Raw genomic sequence first — 17861 nt, forward strand, 5'->3', positions numbered from 1 at the left:
GTGCTGCCGTCGCTGCCGCGGATTGGCCTGCTGCTTCATCTGGCCGAGGTACCGGCGCGAGCCGAATGGTTGGGACGCGGCCCTCACGAGAACTATCCGGATCGCCTGCTGGGCGCCGATCTGGGGCGCTGGAGCCTGCCGCTGGAGGCCATGCACACCCCTTACATTTTCCCGAGTGACAACGGCTTGCGCTGTGATACCCGCCAGTTGCAGCTGGGCAGCACGACGGTGAACGGCAGCTTCCATTTCAGTGCCAGCCGCTTCAGTCAGCAGCAGTTGGCCGCCGCCCGTCACCAGAGCGATCTGGTGGTTGAAGAGGGGCTGTGGGTCTGTCTCGATGGCGCCCACATGGGGGTGGGCGGTGATGACTCCTGGAGCCAAAGCGTGCGTCCCGAGTATCAACTGCTCGAGCGTCGTTACCGTTGGGGCTGCACTCTCCGTTAAGCCAGCTATGGAGGCGACTGTCGAGCCAGTGCGCCATTTTGACAACAGACCAGTAACGACTAGCCTCAATGCTGTGGGAAAGATTGAGTCTCAAATCTGATTTTTATTTATATGTATTTGAAAAATAAATATAAAGTTTCAATGTAACAGAGTGTAAACGTTTTCATTTTGTCGTCATGATCACAGAAGAAATGACAACAAACTGATTACATTGATTGGCGCTTGCTCAATTGCTCGCCACCCTACAACACAGATAGACACATCGGAGCACACATAATGAAAAAACTGACCACAGTTGCCGCCCTGCTGATGGGCATGATGGCTGGAGCCAATGCCCAGGCTGACACCCGTATCGGGGTAACCGTCTACAAATACGACGACAACTTCATGGCGGTCGTGCGCAAGGCCATCGAGAAGGAGGCGGCAGCCACTCCGGGGGTGGAACTGCTGATGAACGACTCCCAGAACGACCAGTCCAAGCAGAACGACCAGATCGACGTGCTGCTGGCCAAAGGGGTGAAGGCGCTGGCCATCAACCTAGTTGACCCGGCTGCGGCCCCGGTGGTGATCGAGAAAGCCCGTGGCGAAGATATCCCGGTGGTCTTCTACAACAAGGAGCCGAGCGCTACCGATCTGGCCAGCTACGACAAGGCCTACTACGTGGGCACCGACTCCAAGGAGTCAGGGATCATCCAGGGTCAGCTGATTGCCAAACACTGGAAAGCCCATCCGGAGTGGGATCTGAACAAGGATGGCGTGATCCAGTTCGTGCTGCTGAAAGGGGAGCCGGGCCACCCGGATGCCGAAGCGCGCACCTCCTACGTGGTCAAGACCCTGAACGATGGCGGCGTCAAGACCGAGCAACTGCACATGGATACCGGTATGTGGGATACCGCCATGGCGAAAGACAAGATGGACGCCTGGATCTCCGGCCCCAACGCCAACAAGATCGAAGTGGTCATCGCCAACAACGACGGCATGGCAATGGGTGCAGTCGAGTCACTGAAAGCTCAGGGCAAGACTGCCATTCCGGTATTCGGCGTCGATGCGCTGCCGGAAGCGCTGGCCATGGTCAAGAGCGGTGCCATGGCGGGTACCGTGCTGAACGATGCGGCCAACCAGGCCAAAGCCACCTTCGAGCTGACCAAGAACCTGGCTGAAGGCAAACCGGCCGGTGAAGGCACCAAGTGGAATATCGTCGACAAGGTAGTACGTGTTGCCTACGTCGGTGTGGATAAAGACAACCTGTCCCAATTCGAGTAATTCCCTCCTCCAGGGCAAGGGAGATCCCCTTGCCCTTTTTTCAACCAGATGTGATGGCTGATATGACAACACAGCAACAATCAGAATGGCTGTTGGAGATGATTGACGTCAGTAAGAGCTTTCCCGGCGTCAAGGCACTCGATAATGTCAATTTACGGGTCCGTCCTCATTCTGTGCATGCGTTGATGGGCGAGAACGGAGCGGGAAAATCCACACTGCTCAAGTGCCTGTTCGGCATTTACGAGAAGGATCAGGGCAAGATCTTCTTCAAGGGGCAGGAGATCAACTTCACCTCCTCGAAAGAGGCGCTGGAAAATGGCGTCTCCATGGTGCATCAGGAGCTCAACCTGGTGCTGCAGCGTACCGTGATGGACAACATGTGGCTCGGCCGCTACCCCACCAAGGGGTGGTTTATCGACCACGGCAAGATGTATGACGACACCAAGCGCATCTTCGATGAGCTGGATATCGACATCGACCCCAAGGTGAAGGTCGCGACCCTGTCGGTCTCCCAGATGCAGATGATCGAGATCGCCAAGGCGTTCTCCTACGACGCCAAGATCGTCATCATGGATGAACCCACCTCCTCCCTGACCGAGAAAGAGGTGAACCACCTCTTCAAGATCATCAACAAGTTGAAGGAGAAGGGGTGCGGCATCGTCTACATCTCTCACAAGATGGAGGAGATCTTCCAGCTCTGTGACGAGATCACCATATTGCGGGATGGCCAGTGGGTGGCAACCCAGCCGCTCAAGGGCATGACCATGGATCAGATCATCGGGATGATGGTCGGCCGTGAACTGACCCAGCGTTTCCCGGAAAAGACCAACCAGCCGAAAGAGGTGATCCTCGAGGTCGAACATCTGACGGCGAAGAACCAGCCCTCCATTCAGGACATCACCTTCAACCTGCACAAGGGGGAGATCCTCGGTGTCGCCGGGTTGGTCGGGGCCAAGCGCACCGACATCGTCGAGACCCTGTTCGGCATTCGCGATCGCAGCCAGGGCAGCATCAAACTGCACGGCAAAGAGGTGGCCAACCACAACGCCCACGAAGCGATCCGCAACGGCTTTGCGCTGGTGACCGAGGAGCGCCGCTCCACCGGTATCTACTCCCGTCTCGATATCGCCTTCAACTCCCTGATCGCCAACATGGACAACTACAAGGGCTCCATGGGGCTGCTCAGCGATAACAAGATGAAGAGCGATACCCAGTGGGTCATCGACTCCATGCGGGTCAAGACGCCGACCCAGCAGACCCAGATAGGTTCCCTCTCCGGGGGCAACCAGCAGAAGGTGATCATCGGCCGCTGGCTGTTGACCCAGCCGGAGATCCTGATGCTGGACGAACCGACCCGCGGTATCGACGTGGGGGCCAAGTTCGAGATCTATCAGCTCATTCTGGAGCTGGCGAAGAAGGAGAAGGGGATCATCATCATCTCCTCCGAAATGCCCGAACTGCTCGGCATCACCGACCGCATCATGGTCATGAGCAATGGCCGGGTCGCCGGGATCGTCAACACCAAAGAAACTGACCAGAGCGAGATACTGCGCCTGGCATCTCTGTACCTTTAGAGACAGGAAGACATTTATGGAGTCGGCTAAAAATTTCAATCTGATGCGGGCGCTCAAGGAGAACGGCATCTACGTGGTGCTGCTGGTGCTGCTCATGATCATCGTGATCAAGGAACCCTCCTTCCTGAGTCTCACCAACTTCAGCAACATCCTGACCCAGTCCTCGGTGCGGGTCATCATCGCGCTGGGGGTGGCGGGCATCATCATCACCCAGGGGACGGATCTCTCGGCCGGTCGTCAGGTCGGTCTGGCGGCACTCATCGCGGCAACCATGTTGCAGGCGCTGACCAACGTCAACAAGGTGTTCCCGACGCTGGGAGAGGTGCCCATTCCGGCGGTAATCCTGCTGGTGTGTGTGGTGGGGGCGCTGATTGGTCTGGTCAACGGTCTCATTGTGGCCTACCTGAACGTTACCCCGTTCATTACCACCCTGGGCACCATGATCATCGTCTACGGTATCAACTCCCTCTACTTTGACTCGGTAGGGGCCTCGCCGGTGGCCGGGTTTGATCCCCGCTTCTCCAGCTTCGCCCAAGGGTTTATCCGGATAGGAGGATTCAAGCTCTCCTATCTCACCTTCTATGCGGCCATCGCCAGCGTCTTTGTCTGGGTGCTGTGGAACAAGACCCGCTTTGGCAAAAACATCTTCGCCATCGGTGGCAACCCCGAGGCGGCCAAGGTCTCCGGCGTCAACGTGGCGGTCAATCTGGTGATGATCTATGCGCTGGCGGGGGTCTTCTACGCCTTCGGCGGTATGCTGGAAGCGGGCCGGATCGGTAGCGCCACCAACAACCTCGGCTTCATGTACGAGCTGGATGCCATCGCGGCGTGCGTGGTGGGTGGCGTGTCGTTTGCCGGCGGGGTGGGAACGGTCGCGGGTGTGATCACCGGCGTACTTATCTTCACCCTGATCAACTATGGCTTGACCTATATCGGCGTCAGCCCTTACTGGCAGTTCATCATCAAGGGCGGCATCATCATTCTGGCGGTGGCCCTGGACTCCATGAAGTACGCCAAGAAGAAATAACGATTGGCAGAGAGGGTTGGCGTTGCCAGCCCTCTCTTCTGGAGGGAACCCATGCCATTCAAGGTCAAGATTTACCTCTTGCTGCTATTGGCCATTCTGGTCACCATCGGCACCGCCGGGCTCAGCGTGAATCACTTCATCAGTGGTTACATTCGTACTCAGGCCACCCACAACATCACCGAGCAGATCACTCTGGTCAAAGAGAAGCTGGCCAGCGACATCAATCAGAAAATCCTGCTGGCCGCCAACCTCAACTTCGGGGTGACCAACGTCAAGAAGACCCTGCAAGAGACAGGCTTTCACAATATCGTCAAAGTGATCGGCGACATGGCGTTCGACGTGAGCGGTGTCATCAACGATACGGCCAAGGTCGATGCGCTGCGCAAGCTGATCCCCGCCGCCAACAACCAGATCACCGTCAGCCCGCTGCAACAGGTGGATGGCAAGCCGGTCATCACCATACTGGTGCCGCGAGGTGCAGATTCGGCCTATCTCTACTACCTCGACATGAGCGAGTTCAAGAGCCTGCTGGAGAAGATGAGCGGCGAGGGGCGCTACTTCTCGCTGGCCGACGGCCAGGGCAATGAGCTCTACAGCAGCAAACCGCAGGGGGAGAGCGAAGCGCGCCCCAACCAGCTGGATATTCGCGGTAACAGCTGGACCCTGACCGGCTACATCGATCTTGACTATATCCGTGCCATGACCCGGTCACTCAACGGCCAGATCATCATGGCGCTGTTTGGTGTGGCGATAGTGGTGATGGTGCTGGCAATGCTGGCGCTCAACGTGGCTTATCGACCCATTGTTTCGTTACGGGATCTGGTGCTGGAGCTCTCTCGCGGCAGCGGCGATCTCACCCGCCGACTGGCGGTGACCAGCAAGGATGACCTTGGCCAGATCTCGGCCGGGATCAACCGCTTTATCGAGCGGCTGCAGGAGATGATGGGGGAGGTGCGGCAGGCGAGCGGCCAGCTCAACAGCGGTATCGAGGGGCTGGCCAGTCAGACCGGCGCCGCCCAGTCCCTGCTAGCGGAACATGTACGCGAGACCGAGCAGGTGGTGACTGCCATCAACGAGATGAGCCGCACCGCGGTCTCCGTCTCAGAGAGTGCGGCCAGCACCGCCCAGCTCACCGGTCAGAGCCAGCAGCTGGCGAGCCAGTCCCGTCAGGTGGTCGATCAGGCGATGGCCAGCGTGATGGCGCTGGTGGACGAGGTGGACGCCACTGCCCGCTCCATCGAGGCGATGCAGCAGGATGTGCAGCAGATTGGCTCTGTGCTGGGGGTGATCGGCAGCATTGCCGAACAGACCAACCTGCTGGCCCTCAACGCCGCCATCGAGGCGGCCCGCGCTGGTGAACAGGGGCGTGGCTTTGCGGTGGTGGCAGACGAGGTGCGTTCCCTCGCAGCCCGTACCCAGCAGAGCACAGCCGAGATCCAGATCATGCTGGCCAGTCTGCAGCGGGGCACCCGAACTGTGGTGGATGCCATGGGCAACACCAAGCAGAGCTGTCAGGGGGCGGCCGAGAATACTACCAGGGTCAACGAGTCGCTGGATCTGATGGCAGGGGAAGTGGTGGAGATCAACGATCTCATCAGCCATATCGCCACGGCGGCGGAGCAGCAGAGTGCGGTAGCCGAGGAGATCAACCGCAACATGAGCGCTATCGCCGAAGTGATCCGCCAGCTGACCCACAATGGCGAAGCGACGGTCGCCAGCTCTGCGGCGATGCAGCAGACCTACGACCGGCTGCGGGAGATCGTGGGTCACTTCCGGCTGGAGTAAGGCCGATGTTCAGTCAATAACAAAACAGGGCCATCCGGCCCTGTTGTTGTTTTCCTGTCTGCCTGAATCAACCGGCCTTGCGGCGCAGATAGACCCCGGCTTCCATGTGATGGGTCCAGGGGAACTGGTCGAACAGGGCGAAACGGGCGATCTCGTGGGTCTCGCCCAGAACTGCCATGTTGGCCTGCAGGGTATCTGGGTTGCAGGAGATGTAGAGGATGTTGTCGTACTCCTGCACCAGCTTGACGGTGGCATCATCGAGACCGGCGCGGGGCGGGTCGACGAAGATGGTGTTGCACTGGTAGCTCTTGAGATCGACCCCCTTGAGGCGGTTGAACTCCCGCTCGCCACGCATCGCCATGGTGAACTCCTCGGCCGACATGCGCAGGATGATCAGGTTGTCGACGCCGTTGGCGGCGATGTTGAACTGGGCGGAGTCGACGCTCGGCTTGGCGATCTCGGTGGCCAGCACCTTGCGGAAGTTCTGCGCCAGCGCGATGGAGAAGTTGCCGTTGCCGCAATAGAGCTCCAGCAGGTCCCCTTCGCTCCCCTTGGTCACATCCAGCGCCCAGGCCAGCATCTGCTCGTTGATGGCGGCGTTGGGCTGGGTGAAGCTGTTCTCCACCTGCTTGTAGATGAGCTGGCGACCCGCCACGTTGAGCTGTTCGATGACGAAGTCATCCCCCAGACAGATCTTCTGCTTGTGGGCGCGGCCAATCAGTTGCAGCTCGAACCCCTTGGCGCGCAGGTCGGCCTGCAGCGCTTCGGCGGCTTGTTGCCACTCTGCTTCCAGCTTGCGGTGATAGAGCAGGCTGACAATGATCTGGCCGGACTGGGTGGAGAGGTAGTCAATCTGGAACAGCTTGCGGCGCAGCACCGGGTGTGGGCGCAGCCCCTCCAGCAGCAGCGGCATCAACTGGTTGATGAGGCGGCTGGCGGTGGGGAAGTGGTCTATCTTGATGATCTCTTTGGTCGCCGGGGCATACATGCAGTGGAAGAGGTCATCCCCTTCGTGCCAGATGCGAAATTCGGCGCGCATCCGGTAGTACTCCGCCGGCGAGCTGTGCACTTCCAGCGCCGGGAGGGTGAAGCCGGCAAACAGCTCGGTGAGGCGAGCGCGCTTTTCGTCGAGTTGGGCCTGATAGTCGGCCGCGGTTCTAGGCGCCGGAGCGTTCGCGGAAGGCTGTTGGGACTGGGTCATAAATACCTCACATGCACACCGGCCGGGCCGGGTCGAAATCGGGGGAAGGCAACAGGCCACCCAAAGGGGCCCGATTTTAAAAGCCAGCCGCAGATTGTCCAGCATTTTGTGGTCAAGAAGTGTTCAGTCAGGCCGATAGCTGATCTACAGGCATGGTGGGAGGACACATTATGCAGATCGAAGGCGTGGGCGCAGCCCAACCCAAGGGAGTGGGTGTTTCTCCCAAATCGCCCCAACAGGCGGAGCAGAAACAGGTCAAGAGCGAGGAGGCGGTCTCCTTGCACAAGCCGCCCAAGTGGGCGCAGGTGCTGATCCAGCAGGCGTTGCAGTTCTCGCTGGAGATCAACGGCCAGGGCTATCAGGCTCCGAAGGTGAAAGAACCTGAGGAGATCACCCCGGAGACCCTGTTCGACTTCCAGTCGGTGGCGGACAACGTGCTGCAGTTTGTGACCGGGCGGCTTGGCGCCGCACGGGCCGATGGCAAATCCGACGACGACCTGACCGGGATGATGGAGCAGGCCCGCAAGGGGGTCGACAAGGGCTTTGACGAGGCGAAGAAGCAGCTCGGCAAGTGGGCGACTGACAACGACGATATCAAAACCGGTATCGATCAGAGCTACAAGCTGATCCAGAAAGGGCTCGAGGAGTTCGAGAAGGAGTTTTTCGGCAAGGTTTCCCCGACCGACATGGGACAGGCCGAGATGGCCAGCCGCCAGCAGGGGTATCTGGAGATCCAGACCAAGGATGGCGACAAGGTGGTGCTGCGCTTCAACGATAGCTGGCAGACCAAGTCCCAGAGCAGCGAGAGCGGCAGCCAGTTCAGCCTCAAATCGAGCCAGAGCTTCAGTTTCTCGCTGGAGGGGGATCTCAGCAGTGAGGAGATGGAGTCCATCGGCAAGCTGGTCAAGGGGATCGACGAGCTGGCGGGGAACTTCTTCTCCGGCAACTTCGAGGATCTGCTGGATAAGGCGAACGAACTGAAACTGGACGACAGTCAGCTGGCCTCCTACTCCCTCAAGCTCAAGCAGAGCGTCAAGCTGAGTCAGACCTATCAGGGAGCGCACTCCCTGCAGGATCTGCTCAAGCCGTTTGCCGACTACCTGCCCAAGCTGGAGCAGGTGCAGAAACAGGCAGATACCCTGCTGCCACCATCCCAGCAACAGGCGCTGACCCCGGCTGTGCTGGCCGCTCGCGGTCAGAGCGATCCGGCAAAGATCAGCAGCTTCACCAACTTCAACCAGCGCATGCTGGAGGCGCTGCGGATGATCGGCCAGTTCCAGCCCTCCACCGAGCCCGCCGGCAGGAGCGTCTGAGCCGCCAGCGCGCAGCCCAAGCCATAACCTGCCGTTTGCCAGCTCCTGTGGGGGCTGGCAAACTGGCCTTTTTTCCAATCCGGTTGCCCCATGAACCCCAAGAAGCCAAGAGACAAGCGCGAGCTCTGCTACCCCTTTATCTTCGAAACCTCGCTCAAATGTGATTTTGAGATCGCTACTGACGAGCTCTGTTGTCAGGTTGGGGCCGTGCTGTCACGCCTTGCGCCGGATGCGGATACCGAGCCCATGCTGGCGGATCTCGCGGCGTTGCAGCGACTTATCTACAACCTAAACGGCTCGGTACGCGGCAAGCTGGGGATCTTCGACGCAGATCTTGAGTGGCTCAAGGCCCGTTACGACCACTACAACGAGGCGAGTCGCGGCAGCGTCACCGGTTTTGTGCTGCCACAGGGGCCACAGCCCATTCCCACCCTCCATCTGTGCCGCTGCGGCAGCAAGAAGGTGGTGCGGCTGCTGGTCAGGCTGGAAGAGAGCGGGGTGGCCTTCGATCCCATTCTCTATCGCTTCGCCAACCTGCTGGCCAACTTCTTCTTCGTGCTCACCGTCTACCTCAAGCAGCGCTGGCAGGTGCCGGAAGTGCCCTACGTCAGCATCAACTACTGATGGCGGCTGGTTAGGGGCCAGACGTCATGGTGGATTGAACGGAATAAAAAAAACCGGAGCCTTGGGCTCCGGTTTTGTTTTTCAGTGCGTCAGTTGCCCGCTCAGCTGGAGATCAGCACCCGGGCGGAGTTGGCCGGAATGGTCAGCTGCACCTCGCCCTGCACCACTTCAAACTTCTCGCCGTTAAAGGCGTCGGTGAAGCGGCTGGCGGGGCTGGCGGTCTGCCACAGGGGCAGGCTGATGGTGCGCGGCTCGCTCGGGTGGCGGTTGCAAGCCACTACCACCTGATCGCTTTGCAGGGTTCGGGCGAACACATAGCTGTGGGGCCCGGCGTAGAGGGTCTGGATATCGCCACGGCGCAGGGAGGGGCGCTGGCGGCGGATCTGGATCAGCCGACGATAGTGGTCGTGCAGCACATGATCCCAGTCTGTGGTATCCCACGGGAAGCAGCGGCGGCAGTCCGGGTCGTTGCCGCCGGAGAGCCCCACTTCATCGCCGTAGTAGATGGACGGCACACCGATATAGGTGAGCAGCAGTGTGGCGGCCAGCTGCATCCGCTGTTTGTCCTCTCCCAGCAGATGGAGGAAGCGGGCGGTATCGTGGCTGTCCAGCAGGTTGAACTGGGCCAGCTGGTTCTTGAACGGGATATGGGCCCGCGCCAGTTTGAGCCAGCGATCCAGCTCTTCGGCGCTGATCTTGATGGGGTGGTAGGCGATATCCTTGCCAGCCAGGAAGGCACGGATCGGGTGGGCGAAGCCGTAGTAGTTCATGGCGCCGTCCTCCTGATCCCCTTGCAGCCACTGGCTCGCCTCGAAGAAGTGTTCGCCGAGCACATAGGCGTCCGGGTTCTCCTGCTTCACTGCCCCGCGAATGGCGCGCACGTGACCACTGTTGCCCTCGGCGGTGCCGCGCTCGCCCAACATGTGGATGACGTCAAAGCGCCAGCCATCGATCTGGTAGGGGGCGCGCATCCAGTAACGAAGGATGGCGTCATCGGCCCGATAGACGGCGTCCTGTACCTTCTCGCAGGAGAAGTCGAGCTTGGGCAGGCTGCGAATGCCCTTCCAGCTGACGTAATCCCCTTCTTTATCAAAGGTGTAGAAGCTGCGCCACGGGGAGTCCGGGTTGCTCTGGGCTCCCAGTGGCGGGCAGAACCAGGGGTGCTCGGTAGAGGTGTGGTTGACCACCGCATCGAGGATGATCTTCATGCCGCGCTGGTGCAGGTTGCGGGTCAGCTCGGCGAACTGCGCGTTGCTGCCGAGGTGGGCATCGACCTTGAAGTAGTCCTGGGTGTCGTACTTGTGGTTGCTCGGCGAATCGAAGATGGGGTTGAGGTAGAGCGCCGTCACCCCGAGAGATTGCAGATAGTGCAGCTTGGCATCGATCCCCGCCAGATCGCCACCGTAAAACTCGCAGGCGCCGTGGCCCTCTTCATGGCGACTGACCGGTTCGCCCCACGCCTTGCTGATGACCGCTTTGCCGCGATATTCGTACTCGTGATGCTTGACGCTCAGCGACGGGTCGCCGTTGCAGAAGCGGTCGGGGAAGATCTGGTAGAACACCTGATCCTGCACCCAGGCCGGTGGCTGGTGCAGGCTGTTGAAGCGAAAATGTTGCTCCCGTGGCGGCATGGACGCGCTGACGCCCGCCCCGTGCAGCCACCACTGCTCCTCGTCGGTGAGGCACTTGAAGCTGTAGAGGTGGATATCCTGTCCCTTGATGAGCGGCAGGGTCGCCTGCCACACCTGCAGCTGATCGCGGGTGGAGACCGCCGTCATCGGGATCAGGTACTCCTCGTTATCCGGCTCGTGGCGTAGCCACACCTCGCGGATCGGTGCATCCAGATCGCTAAAGAGGGTCAATTGCAGTGCGTCGGCGCTCTCTTTGAACCAGGGCGCCACCTGGGGATGAAACAGAAACGGATGGGTCATGATGCTTATTGAGTCAGAAGATCGGCAAGGGCATTACCCTGTTCATGCAGTGTTTCGAGCTGGCCTGCCAGCGACTTGGGATCCAGTCCCAACTGGTCGGCGAGCGGTTTGGGGAAGCGGGCGATGATGGCCTGGGCAGGCACTCCCGCGTTCCAGGCGAAGGAGATAAACACGGCGAGGCGGATCAGCACCGCCTCCTTGCTGACCGGATCGTGGGAGAGGGGATCCAGCTGTTGGGAGATGGCATCGACGAAGGCCTCGGAGAGGTTCCAGCGCCGCGCCAGCTCGGCACCGAGCTGGGCGTAGTCGTAACCCAGCATCTCCCGCTGGGCCTCGACCCGGCTGCTCCCCTTCTGGATCGCCAGATTGATGAGCTCCGCCTCTTCCGGCAAGGTACTCTGGATCAGTAGTTCGCCGATGTTGTGGATAAGAGCACAGGTGAAGGCTGTCTCGGGGTCGAGCACCTTGGCCTCCTGGGCCAGGGTTTTGGCGATGGTGGCGACCTGGAAGGTCTCGGTCCAGAACTTGTTCTTGTCGAAGCTGGGCGGGGCCTTGAAGGTGCCGATGATGCCGGAAGCGACCACCACAGAGCGCAGTCGGTTGAAGCCGAGGCGGATCACCGCCTGTTCGATGGAGGTCACTTCGTTGCCACGGCGCAGGGCGGCCGAGTTGGCCATCTTTAGCACCTTGACGCTGATCACCTGGTCCATGGCGATCTTGGCCGCAATCTGGTCGATGCGGGCATTCTCGTCGTTGAAGCTCTGCATCAACTCGTGCAGCAGCTTGGGAATAGTGGGGAGTTGTTTGATCTTGTCAAACAGGCGATCCATCGACATGGCTGAGGCAGCCTCCGTTGCGAACTCTGCCTCATATTGTGCCACAGCCGGACAACATGTTCCTGTTTGTGATGCGGCTTTGTGAGCGCTAGAACACCCAGTCGCGCAAGGTGTATTCCAAACGGTGCCGTTTGCCCTGCAGGATCAGGTTCTGACTGGTGCCGCTCAAGGTCGCCCCCTCGGTAAGGGTGGTCAGTACAGCCTGTTCGATAGTGTCGAGCGGCGGCATGCAGGCCATTTCGGTGCTGCCCAGACTGGTGATCCACAGTTTGTCATCTTCCAGATGGCCCTGACCGAAGTAGCGGTTGCAACCGGCGATGCCGTTGACGGTGAAGTGCTCGCCGATCTCGAAATCGGGAGGATTGTCGCGGGGGGCCTTGATCGGTTCGCCATCCAGTTTGCTCAGTACCCAGTGGTGGTGTTGCAGATCTTGCTGAACAAAGGCGGTCGAGCTGCAGCCAGCGAGCAGTAACAGGGGGATCAGCAAAAAGGGCAATCTGGGCATGAGGGGGCTCCGGTTGGGGGAGCGTCAAGAATACCCTTTTTGGGCAGTCGGGAGCAGGGCGGGAGAGGGGACGACCGACCGCTTCTGTCGCCCCTTGTCCCGCGAGACTGTCGCTTAATAGCAACACCTTGGTTATGTTGCCATCGATTTACGCTATCTCAGGGCTCAGTTGGCGAACAGCCGCTCGGCATAACGGGCAAGACCGGCAGCCACCGAGCCGAAGTCATCGCCACCCTCAAGCGGGATGGAGGGGAGCTTCTGGCGGATAAAGCTGGCGATCAGCGGCGAGCGGGCGCTACCACCGGTGACGAAGATGCGATCCGGCTGCACACCGGCGGCGGCAATCGCTTCGTCCATCAGCTCGCCAATCTTCTCCAGCAGCAGGGCCGAAGCGTTGGCCAGCTGTTCGCGTGTCAGTTCGGCTTCCAGCCCTTTTTCCAGCTCGGCCAGCGATTGGCGATTGAGTTCCTGCTCCGAGAGGGCGATCTTGCCCTGCTCGGCACGCCATACCAGCTGGTGGCTCAGCTTGTGTGCCCGCAGGTTAGCCAGACGCCCCAGCTTGCTGCCGGGTTGGCTGTCGAGCTGCAGATCCTGCAGCTGGCGGGCGGTGTCAAGGCTATAGAAGCGGCTCTGGGCGCTGACGTCGTTGATGGCGGCCGCATCCCAGAACAGCGGGTGGGGCAGCGGCTTGCCGGTCTTGAGGGTCTCGTGCATGCCGAGCAGCGGCATCATCCCCTCTACCGTCAGGCGGATGTCGAAGTCGTTGCCGCCGATCCGCTGGCCGCTGTGGCCGAGCAGATCGCCGCTGCGATCCAGCTGATCGCGGTAGCTGGGCCCCATCCGCAGCATGGAGCAGTCGGTGGTACCGCCGCCGATATCCACCACCAGCACCACGGCGTCTTCGGTGAGGCGCGCCTCGAATTCAAACCCGGCGGCCACCGGCTCGTAGAGGAACTCCACCTGCTCGAAACCGGCCAGACGGGCCGCCTCGGTCAGGATGGCGATAGCTTGCTGGTTGCTCTCTTCCCCCGCCAGGCCCTGGAAGTTGACCGGTCGGCCGATCACCGCCTGACGGATCGGGGCGCCGAGCTGCTGCTCCGCCTGCTGGCGGACATGGAGCATCATGGCGCAGACGATGTCTTCAAACAGGGCGATCTGGGGGGCCTTGAGGCCATAGGCGCCGAGGAAGGATTTCGGCGATTTGATGTAGTAGCCATCGTCTGGCTCTTCCAGATAGCGCTCCAGCGCGGCACCGCCGAAGCTCAGCTCGTCGATCAGTCCCTCTTCGCGCATCTGTCGACGAACCATCTGGGCGCGGGTGACCACGGGGCCACGCAGCTTGAGGTACTCCGCCTGCTGGGCGGGGGCCAGCCCTTCGGCCAACAGACCGGCGATGGCATCCCGGTGGGGCGCATGCAGGGTGGAGGGGAGATAGCGGGATGCGCCAAGATTCAGCAGCCTGGGGCTACCTTGTTCCATCACGGCCACGGCACAGTTGGAGGTGCCGTAATCAAATCCGATAAACATGGGCGCCAGACTCCTGAATAAAAAAGGGGGGCTAGCCTACCCGAAGGCGCCGGGTCTCACAACCCGGCGCGTGACGAAGAGAGGGCGAGCCCTTATTCCACTTCGTTGTCGCAGCGGCCCTGGCTCTCGATGGCGCGGATATTGCCGAGGGTGGTATCGGCGATGGCGTGCAGTGCCTCGCGGGTCAGGAACGCCTGATGGCCGGTGAACAGCACGTTGTGGCAGGCGGACAGACGGCGGAACACGTCATCGGTGATCACCTCGTTGGACTTGTCAGAGAAGAAGAGATCCTCTTCCTCTTCGTAGACGTCCAGCCCCAGCGCGCCGATACGGGAGGTCTTGAGCGCTTCGATGGCGGCGTTGGAGTCGAGCAGGCCGCCACGGCTGGTGTTGATGATCATCACCCCGTCCTTCATCTTGGCGAACGCCTCCTTGTTCAACAGGTGGTAGTTCTCTTTGAACAGCGGGCAGTGCAGGCTGATGATGTCGGATTGGCGGAACAGAGTATCGAGATCCACGTACTCGGCACCCAGCTCGATGGCTGCCGGATTCTGGTAAGGATCGTTGACCAGCAGGCGAACCCCGAACCCCTTGAGGATGCGCAGGGCGGCCAGACCGATCTTGCCGGTGCCGATGACGCCAACGGTCTTGCCATGCATGTTGAAGCCGACCAGCCCTTCCAGCGAGAAGTTGGCGTCGCGGGTGCGCTGATAAGCCTTATGGATGCGGCGGTTGAGGCACATCATCATGCCGACGGCGTGTTCTGCGGTCGCCTCGGGGGAGTAGGCGGGCACCCGCACCACTTTCAGCCCCAGCTCTTTGGCGGCGGCCAGATCCACGTTGTTGTAACCGGCGCAGCGCAGGGCAATCACCTGGGTGCCGTTGGCAGCCAGTTCGGTCAATACCTCGCGGTCGGCATCGTCATTGACGAACAGACACACCACTGGGAAGCCGTGAGCAAGTCGGGCCGTTTTGGCCTCCAGCCGCACATCGAAAAACTCCAGGTCGAAGCCGTACTGGCTGTTGGCCTGGTTGAAATGCTCTTTGTCATAGCTCTTGGTACTGAATACGGCGACTTTCATGGTATGTGCTCCGCAGCGTGTGTGTCGTCAAATTACAACAAAATGGGTCAGCTATCACCGGACAAACCGGCTGGTTATTGTCCCCACGGCATGATGGGAACGGCGCTGACTGCACTTTTGTACGAACCATCCACCAGTTTGGTGCTGTAGGTCAGGTAAACCAGTGCATTGCGTTTCTTGTCGTAAAAACGCACCACTTTCTGCTCCTTGAACACCAGCGAGGTGCTGACATCGAACACCTCTTCCCCTGCCTTCAGCTTTTCGGGCAGGGTGATGGGGCCGATCTGGTGGCACGACAAGGAGGCATGGGAGGGATCTTCCGCCAGGCCCAGCCCGCCTTTGACGCCACCAGTCTTGGGGCGCGCCAGATAGCAGGCGACGCCGTCGATGCGCGGGTCGTCGAACGCCTCCACCAGGATCTTGTGGTTGGGGCCAAACAGCTTGAAGGCGGTGCTCACTTCACCGACCGGGTCGGCCTTGTCGGCCAGTGCCGGGCCGGCAAACAGGGCCCCCAGCAGCAGGGGCAGGGCGCGGCGAAGGGCGTTATGTCGCGTGTGGTTATGTGTCATGGTCTCTCCTGTTGGCCCGGCATTCCTCAATAGGGAATGCCCAGACGACGATAGAGGCTGGCAAGCACCCAGGCGGGGCCTATCAGCAGAAATTGCAGGTCGGCGAGGAAGGAGGGGCGTTTGCCCTCGATCTTGTGGCCGACAAACTGGGCTATCCAGAGCAGCACGAACGCTGCCACCGCGGGCCACAGCAGCGGCCCCTGCCATTGGTGGCAGATCCACAGTCCCAGTGCGGTTAGCCCGGCCATCCCCGCGAACAGCGAAAACGACAGCTGCAGATAGAACAGCAGCACCGGAATAGCCGCCACTGCCGCCCAGTTGAGGATCTCTGGCAAGGGCCCGTGTGGCAGACACCAGAGCAGCGCCAGCGAGCAGAAATAGATGCCCGGCACCGCCAGCTTATGGATGGCGACGTTGACCGGATGGCGATGGCTCTGGCCGTACTCCTCAAACCACTCCTGGATTCCCTTCATGGCACCTCCCTGGCGCACTGTGTTCTCGCAGCCTGACCTTCGTGGTCAGGCGTTCGTGATGCTTATCCTTGCGGTGGATACTCCCAATATTGGGCCGGAATGGATTTTAGCAACGGGGTCATATCCGGATTGGGCAGGGCGATGGTGACCCGCTGATCGAGGTTGGCGCTGGCGAGCGCTTCGCGGATCTTGGGGTTGTCATTGAAGAACTTCATGAAGCTGCCATCGGCATAGGCCCGCTCCAGCCCGGTCTGAATCGCCTTGGCCAGCTTGGGGTATTCGGGGCTGACGAAGAAGAATTGGGCGAAGGGGTAGCGGATCAGCAGATGCTGCTCGATGGCGAGGTTGGGATACTGCGCCACCAGCTCGCTGCGCTCGGCGAAGATCTCCACCAGGGCGCGCGGGAAGAAGTCGATCTTGTCGCCGTCGTTGATAAGGCGAAACAGGCTGCTGTATCGGCCGGAGAAGGTCGGGATGCCCGCATTTTCCAGAATTTTGTTATCGGCCCAACCGACCCCTTGCGCCGCCTTCAGCTGTTTGAGATCGGCCAGGGTATTGATCTGGTTGAACTTCTCCTGAGCGTCCGCGTGGATGAACGACAACCGCAATCCTTCCAGCCCGCGAAACAGCGGAATGGGGACGGCAATCAGGGAGGATTCGAGTGCGCTGGAGGTGCCCATCCAGAAGACGTTGATGGTCTTGCCCTTGCTCAGCTGCTGCTGGAGGGTGAACTGGTTGAGGTCGAGTTCGACAGGCTGGATGCGAAAGGGTTGCCCGGAGCGGGTCAGGGCCAGTTCCAGCAGCTTGTACTGGTACTCCTGGTCAAGATTGTTGACGGGACGGCTGGGGACCTTGACCGTCAGAACCTGTGCTTGTGCCAGCAGTGGCAGGCACAAACACAGCTTGATGAGCCATTTCACTCTCTGTTCTCCTGTAGATTCCGGAAGGTGTCCGGAGTCTAACAGAACTTGTCACCATCTTGCTGCGAGGCGTTGTGCAAGGTTTGAGCGCAGGGCCCTGCCTTGCTGGCGTCTGTTGCACCTGAATGGTGACGGTTCTTCGAAGAATCAGGCGACGCGGCGGAACACGTGGGTATCGTTAAATTCCTTGGTGCTCTGGCATTCGACGCAGAAACGGGACTCTGGACGAGCTTGCAGCCGCTTGAGAGAGATCTCGTCACCACAAGATTCACAGTAACCGAAATCTCCATCGTTCATTCGCTTCAATGCGCCCCTCAGCTTGCGCAGGTGCAGCTTGTCGTGCTCGATGCGGTTCAGCTCCAGACGGCGGGCTTCCTCGATACTGGCACGGTCAATTTCATCGGCCATCTCGTTGGTGTCGGTGGCGATGGCCTGGCTGGCCTGGGAGTTCAGGCGCTCTTCGAGCTCGGCGATCTGCCGCTCGATCTGCCCCTTGTAAAAGGCCAGTTGGTCTTCAGTCATGAAATCACACATACGATTTACTACCAGTCAGTTTACTAACCCAATTATCCCTGTTTATGGGGGCTGTCTGCCTGCAGACCAAGCCCTTCTCGTCTGATTTGCACCGTTTTCATGCAAGAGAGTGCAAATCAGGGCGGGCCTTGTACCAAAAAAAAGCAGCCAAGCAAAGCAAATAGGACAGGGATTGTGCGCCTTTGCAAAAAAATGGCCCCTTTAGCGGCTGATCTGACGTGATCTGACATCTGGTTTTGGCCGGTTGGCACCG

The 17861-nt window shown here is 60.1% G+C and carries 16 protein-coding genes and 1 pseudogene; 7 read left to right on the forward strand and 10 right to left on the reverse strand.

Annotated features, from left to right (window positions below):
* The 5 genes and pseudogenes from lacZ to G5182_RS15635 form a co-directional block, all read left to right on the forward strand.
* A pseudogene (lacZ, locus tag G5182_RS15615) lies at positions 1–444 on the forward strand (beta-galactosidase); the annotation flags it as partial.
* 276 nt (positions 445–720) lie between these two features.
* The gene (mglB, locus tag G5182_RS15620) at positions 721–1707 is read left to right on the forward strand and encodes a galactose/glucose ABC transporter substrate-binding protein MglB (protein ID WP_005340747.1); all 987 of its coding nucleotides are present in this window, start codon (positions 721–723) and stop codon (positions 1705–1707) included.
* A gap of 53 nt (positions 1708–1760) precedes the next feature.
* A complete protein-coding gene (gene mglA / locus G5182_RS15625) occupies positions 1761–3281 on the forward strand; it encodes a galactose/methyl galactoside ABC transporter ATP-binding protein MglA (protein WP_421254519.1) in 1521 nt (506 codons plus the stop codon).
* A gap of 16 nt (positions 3282–3297) precedes the next feature.
* Entirely contained in the window at positions 3298–4308 is a 1011-nt protein-coding gene (gene mglC, locus G5182_RS15630; protein WP_040069707.1) for a galactose/methyl galactoside ABC transporter permease MglC, read from the forward strand.
* Between the two features lie 51 nt (positions 4309–4359).
* Entirely contained in the window at positions 4360–6093 is a 1734-nt protein-coding gene (locus G5182_RS15635) for a methyl-accepting chemotaxis protein (RefSeq protein ID WP_139408873.1), read from the forward strand.
* A gap of 67 nt (positions 6094–6160) precedes the next feature.
* Here G5182_RS15635 and trmA read toward each other — a convergent pair whose 3' ends face one another.
* Positions 6161–7294, reverse strand: a complete 1134-nt coding sequence (gene trmA, locus G5182_RS15640; protein ID WP_129503052.1) for a tRNA (uridine(54)-C5)-methyltransferase TrmA — start codon at positions 7292–7294, stop codon at positions 6161–6163.
* A 170-nt stretch (positions 7295–7464) separates the two neighbouring features.
* Here trmA and G5182_RS15645 point away from each other — a divergent pair, with 170 nt between their 5' ends.
* Both G5182_RS15645 and G5182_RS15650 read left to right on the forward strand, forming a co-directional pair.
* The gene (locus G5182_RS15645) at positions 7465–8607 is read left to right on the forward strand and encodes a DUF5610 domain-containing protein (protein ID WP_421254520.1); all 1143 of its coding nucleotides are present in this window, start codon (positions 7465–7467) and stop codon (positions 8605–8607) included.
* A 90-nt stretch (positions 8608–8697) separates the two neighbouring features.
* Positions 8698–9231, forward strand: coding sequence for an ATP--cob(I)alamin adenosyltransferase (locus tag G5182_RS15650; protein WP_075116198.1), 534 nt, complete (start codon positions 8698–8700; stop codon positions 9229–9231).
* A gap of 101 nt (positions 9232–9332) precedes the next feature.
* On the opposite strand, the gene malZ is transcribed toward G5182_RS15650, so the two are convergent.
* The 9 genes from malZ to G5182_RS15695 all read right to left on the reverse strand — a co-directional run bounded on the left by malZ (position 9333) and on the right by G5182_RS15695 (position 17608).
* Positions 9333–11162 (reverse strand): maltodextrin glucosidase, encoded by a 1830-nt coding sequence (gene malZ, locus G5182_RS15655; protein WP_227341606.1) that lies wholly within the window; start codon positions 11160–11162, stop codon positions 9333–9335.
* Positions 11163–11167: 5 nt separating this feature from the next.
* Entirely contained in the window at positions 11168–11998 is an 831-nt protein-coding gene (locus G5182_RS15660; protein WP_227341605.1) for an HDOD domain-containing protein, read from the reverse strand.
* A gap of 88 nt (positions 11999–12086) precedes the next feature.
* The gene (locus tag G5182_RS15665; RefSeq protein WP_227341604.1) at positions 12087–12503 is read right to left on the reverse strand and encodes an META domain-containing protein; all 417 of its coding nucleotides are present in this window, start codon (positions 12501–12503) and stop codon (positions 12087–12089) included.
* Between the two features lie 165 nt (positions 12504–12668).
* Positions 12669–14030, reverse strand: coding sequence for a molecular chaperone (yegD, locus tag G5182_RS15670; protein ID WP_075116201.1), 1362 nt, complete (start codon positions 14028–14030; stop codon positions 12669–12671).
* Between the two features lie 92 nt (positions 14031–14122).
* Positions 14123–15112, reverse strand: a complete 990-nt coding sequence (locus tag G5182_RS15675; protein ID WP_005340720.1) for a 2-hydroxyacid dehydrogenase — start codon at positions 15110–15112, stop codon at positions 14123–14125.
* Between the two features lie 74 nt (positions 15113–15186).
* A complete protein-coding gene (locus tag G5182_RS15680; RefSeq protein WP_005355485.1) occupies positions 15187–15681 on the reverse strand; it encodes a CreA family protein in 495 nt (164 codons plus the stop codon).
* A 26-nt stretch (positions 15682–15707) separates the two neighbouring features.
* The gene (locus G5182_RS15685; RefSeq protein WP_421254521.1) at positions 15708–16154 is read right to left on the reverse strand and encodes a DUF962 domain-containing protein; all 447 of its coding nucleotides are present in this window, start codon (positions 16152–16154) and stop codon (positions 15708–15710) included.
* Between the two features lie 62 nt (positions 16155–16216).
* Entirely contained in the window at positions 16217–17074 is an 858-nt protein-coding gene (locus G5182_RS15690; RefSeq protein WP_042081792.1) for a hypothetical protein, read from the reverse strand.
* 147 nt (positions 17075–17221) lie between these two features.
* Positions 17222–17608 (reverse strand): TraR/DksA family transcriptional regulator, encoded by a 387-nt coding sequence (locus G5182_RS15695; RefSeq protein ID WP_216952650.1) that lies wholly within the window; start codon positions 17606–17608, stop codon positions 17222–17224.
* Positions 17609–17861: the final 253 nt, after the last annotated feature.

The organism is Aeromonas sp. 600948, assembly GCF_049174875.1.
Classification (GTDB): Bacteria; Pseudomonadota; Gammaproteobacteria; order Enterobacterales; family Aeromonadaceae; genus Aeromonas; species Aeromonas veronii_A.

What these genes read in the sequence shown, in the direction of transcription:
- mglB (WP_005340747.1), top strand. Translation starts at nt 721, where the DNA reads ATGAAAAAACTGACCACAGTTGCCGCCCTGCTGATGGGCATGATGGCT.
- G5182_RS15685 (WP_421254521.1), bottom strand. Translation starts at nt 16,154, where the DNA reads ATGAAGGGAATCCAGGAGTGGTTTGAGGAGTACGGCCAGAGCCATCGC.
- G5182_RS15695 (WP_216952650.1), bottom strand. Translation starts at nt 17,608, where the DNA reads ATGTGTGATTTCATGACTGAAGACCAACTGGCCTTTTACAAGGGGCAG.
- mglC (WP_040069707.1), top strand. Translation starts at nt 3,298, where the DNA reads ATGGAGTCGGCTAAAAATTTCAATCTGATGCGGGCGCTCAAGGAGAAC.
- G5182_RS15675 (WP_005340720.1), bottom strand. Translation starts at nt 15,112, where the DNA reads ATGAAAGTCGCCGTATTCAGTACCAAGAGCTATGACAAAGAGCATTTC.
- trmA (WP_129503052.1), bottom strand. Translation starts at nt 7,294, where the DNA reads ATGACCCAGTCCCAACAGCCTTCCGCGAACGCTCCGGCGCCTAGAACC.
- G5182_RS15645 (WP_421254520.1), top strand. Translation starts at nt 7,465, where the DNA reads ATGCAGATCGAAGGCGTGGGCGCAGCCCAACCCAAGGGAGTGGGTGTT.
- G5182_RS15665 (WP_227341604.1), bottom strand. Translation starts at nt 12,503, where the DNA reads ATGCCCAGATTGCCCTTTTTGCTGATCCCCCTGTTACTGCTCGCTGGC.
- G5182_RS15660 (WP_227341605.1), bottom strand. Translation starts at nt 11,998, where the DNA reads ATGTCGATGGATCGCCTGTTTGACAAGATCAAACAACTCCCCACTATT.
- mglA (WP_421254519.1), top strand. Translation starts at nt 1,761, where the DNA reads ATGGCTGATATGACAACACAGCAACAATCAGAATGGCTGTTGGAGATG.
- malZ (WP_227341606.1), bottom strand. Translation starts at nt 11,162, where the DNA reads ATGACCCATCCGTTTCTGTTTCATCCCCAGGTGGCGCCCTGGTTCAAA.
- G5182_RS15635 (WP_139408873.1), top strand. Translation starts at nt 4,360, where the DNA reads ATGCCATTCAAGGTCAAGATTTACCTCTTGCTGCTATTGGCCATTCTG.
- G5182_RS15680 (WP_005355485.1), bottom strand. Translation starts at nt 15,681, where the DNA reads ATGACACATAACCACACGCGACATAACGCCCTTCGCCGCGCCCTGCCC.
- yegD (WP_075116201.1), bottom strand. Translation starts at nt 14,030, where the DNA reads ATGTTTATCGGATTTGATTACGGCACCTCCAACTGTGCCGTGGCCGTG.
- G5182_RS15650 (WP_075116198.1), top strand. Translation starts at nt 8,698, where the DNA reads ATGAACCCCAAGAAGCCAAGAGACAAGCGCGAGCTCTGCTACCCCTTT.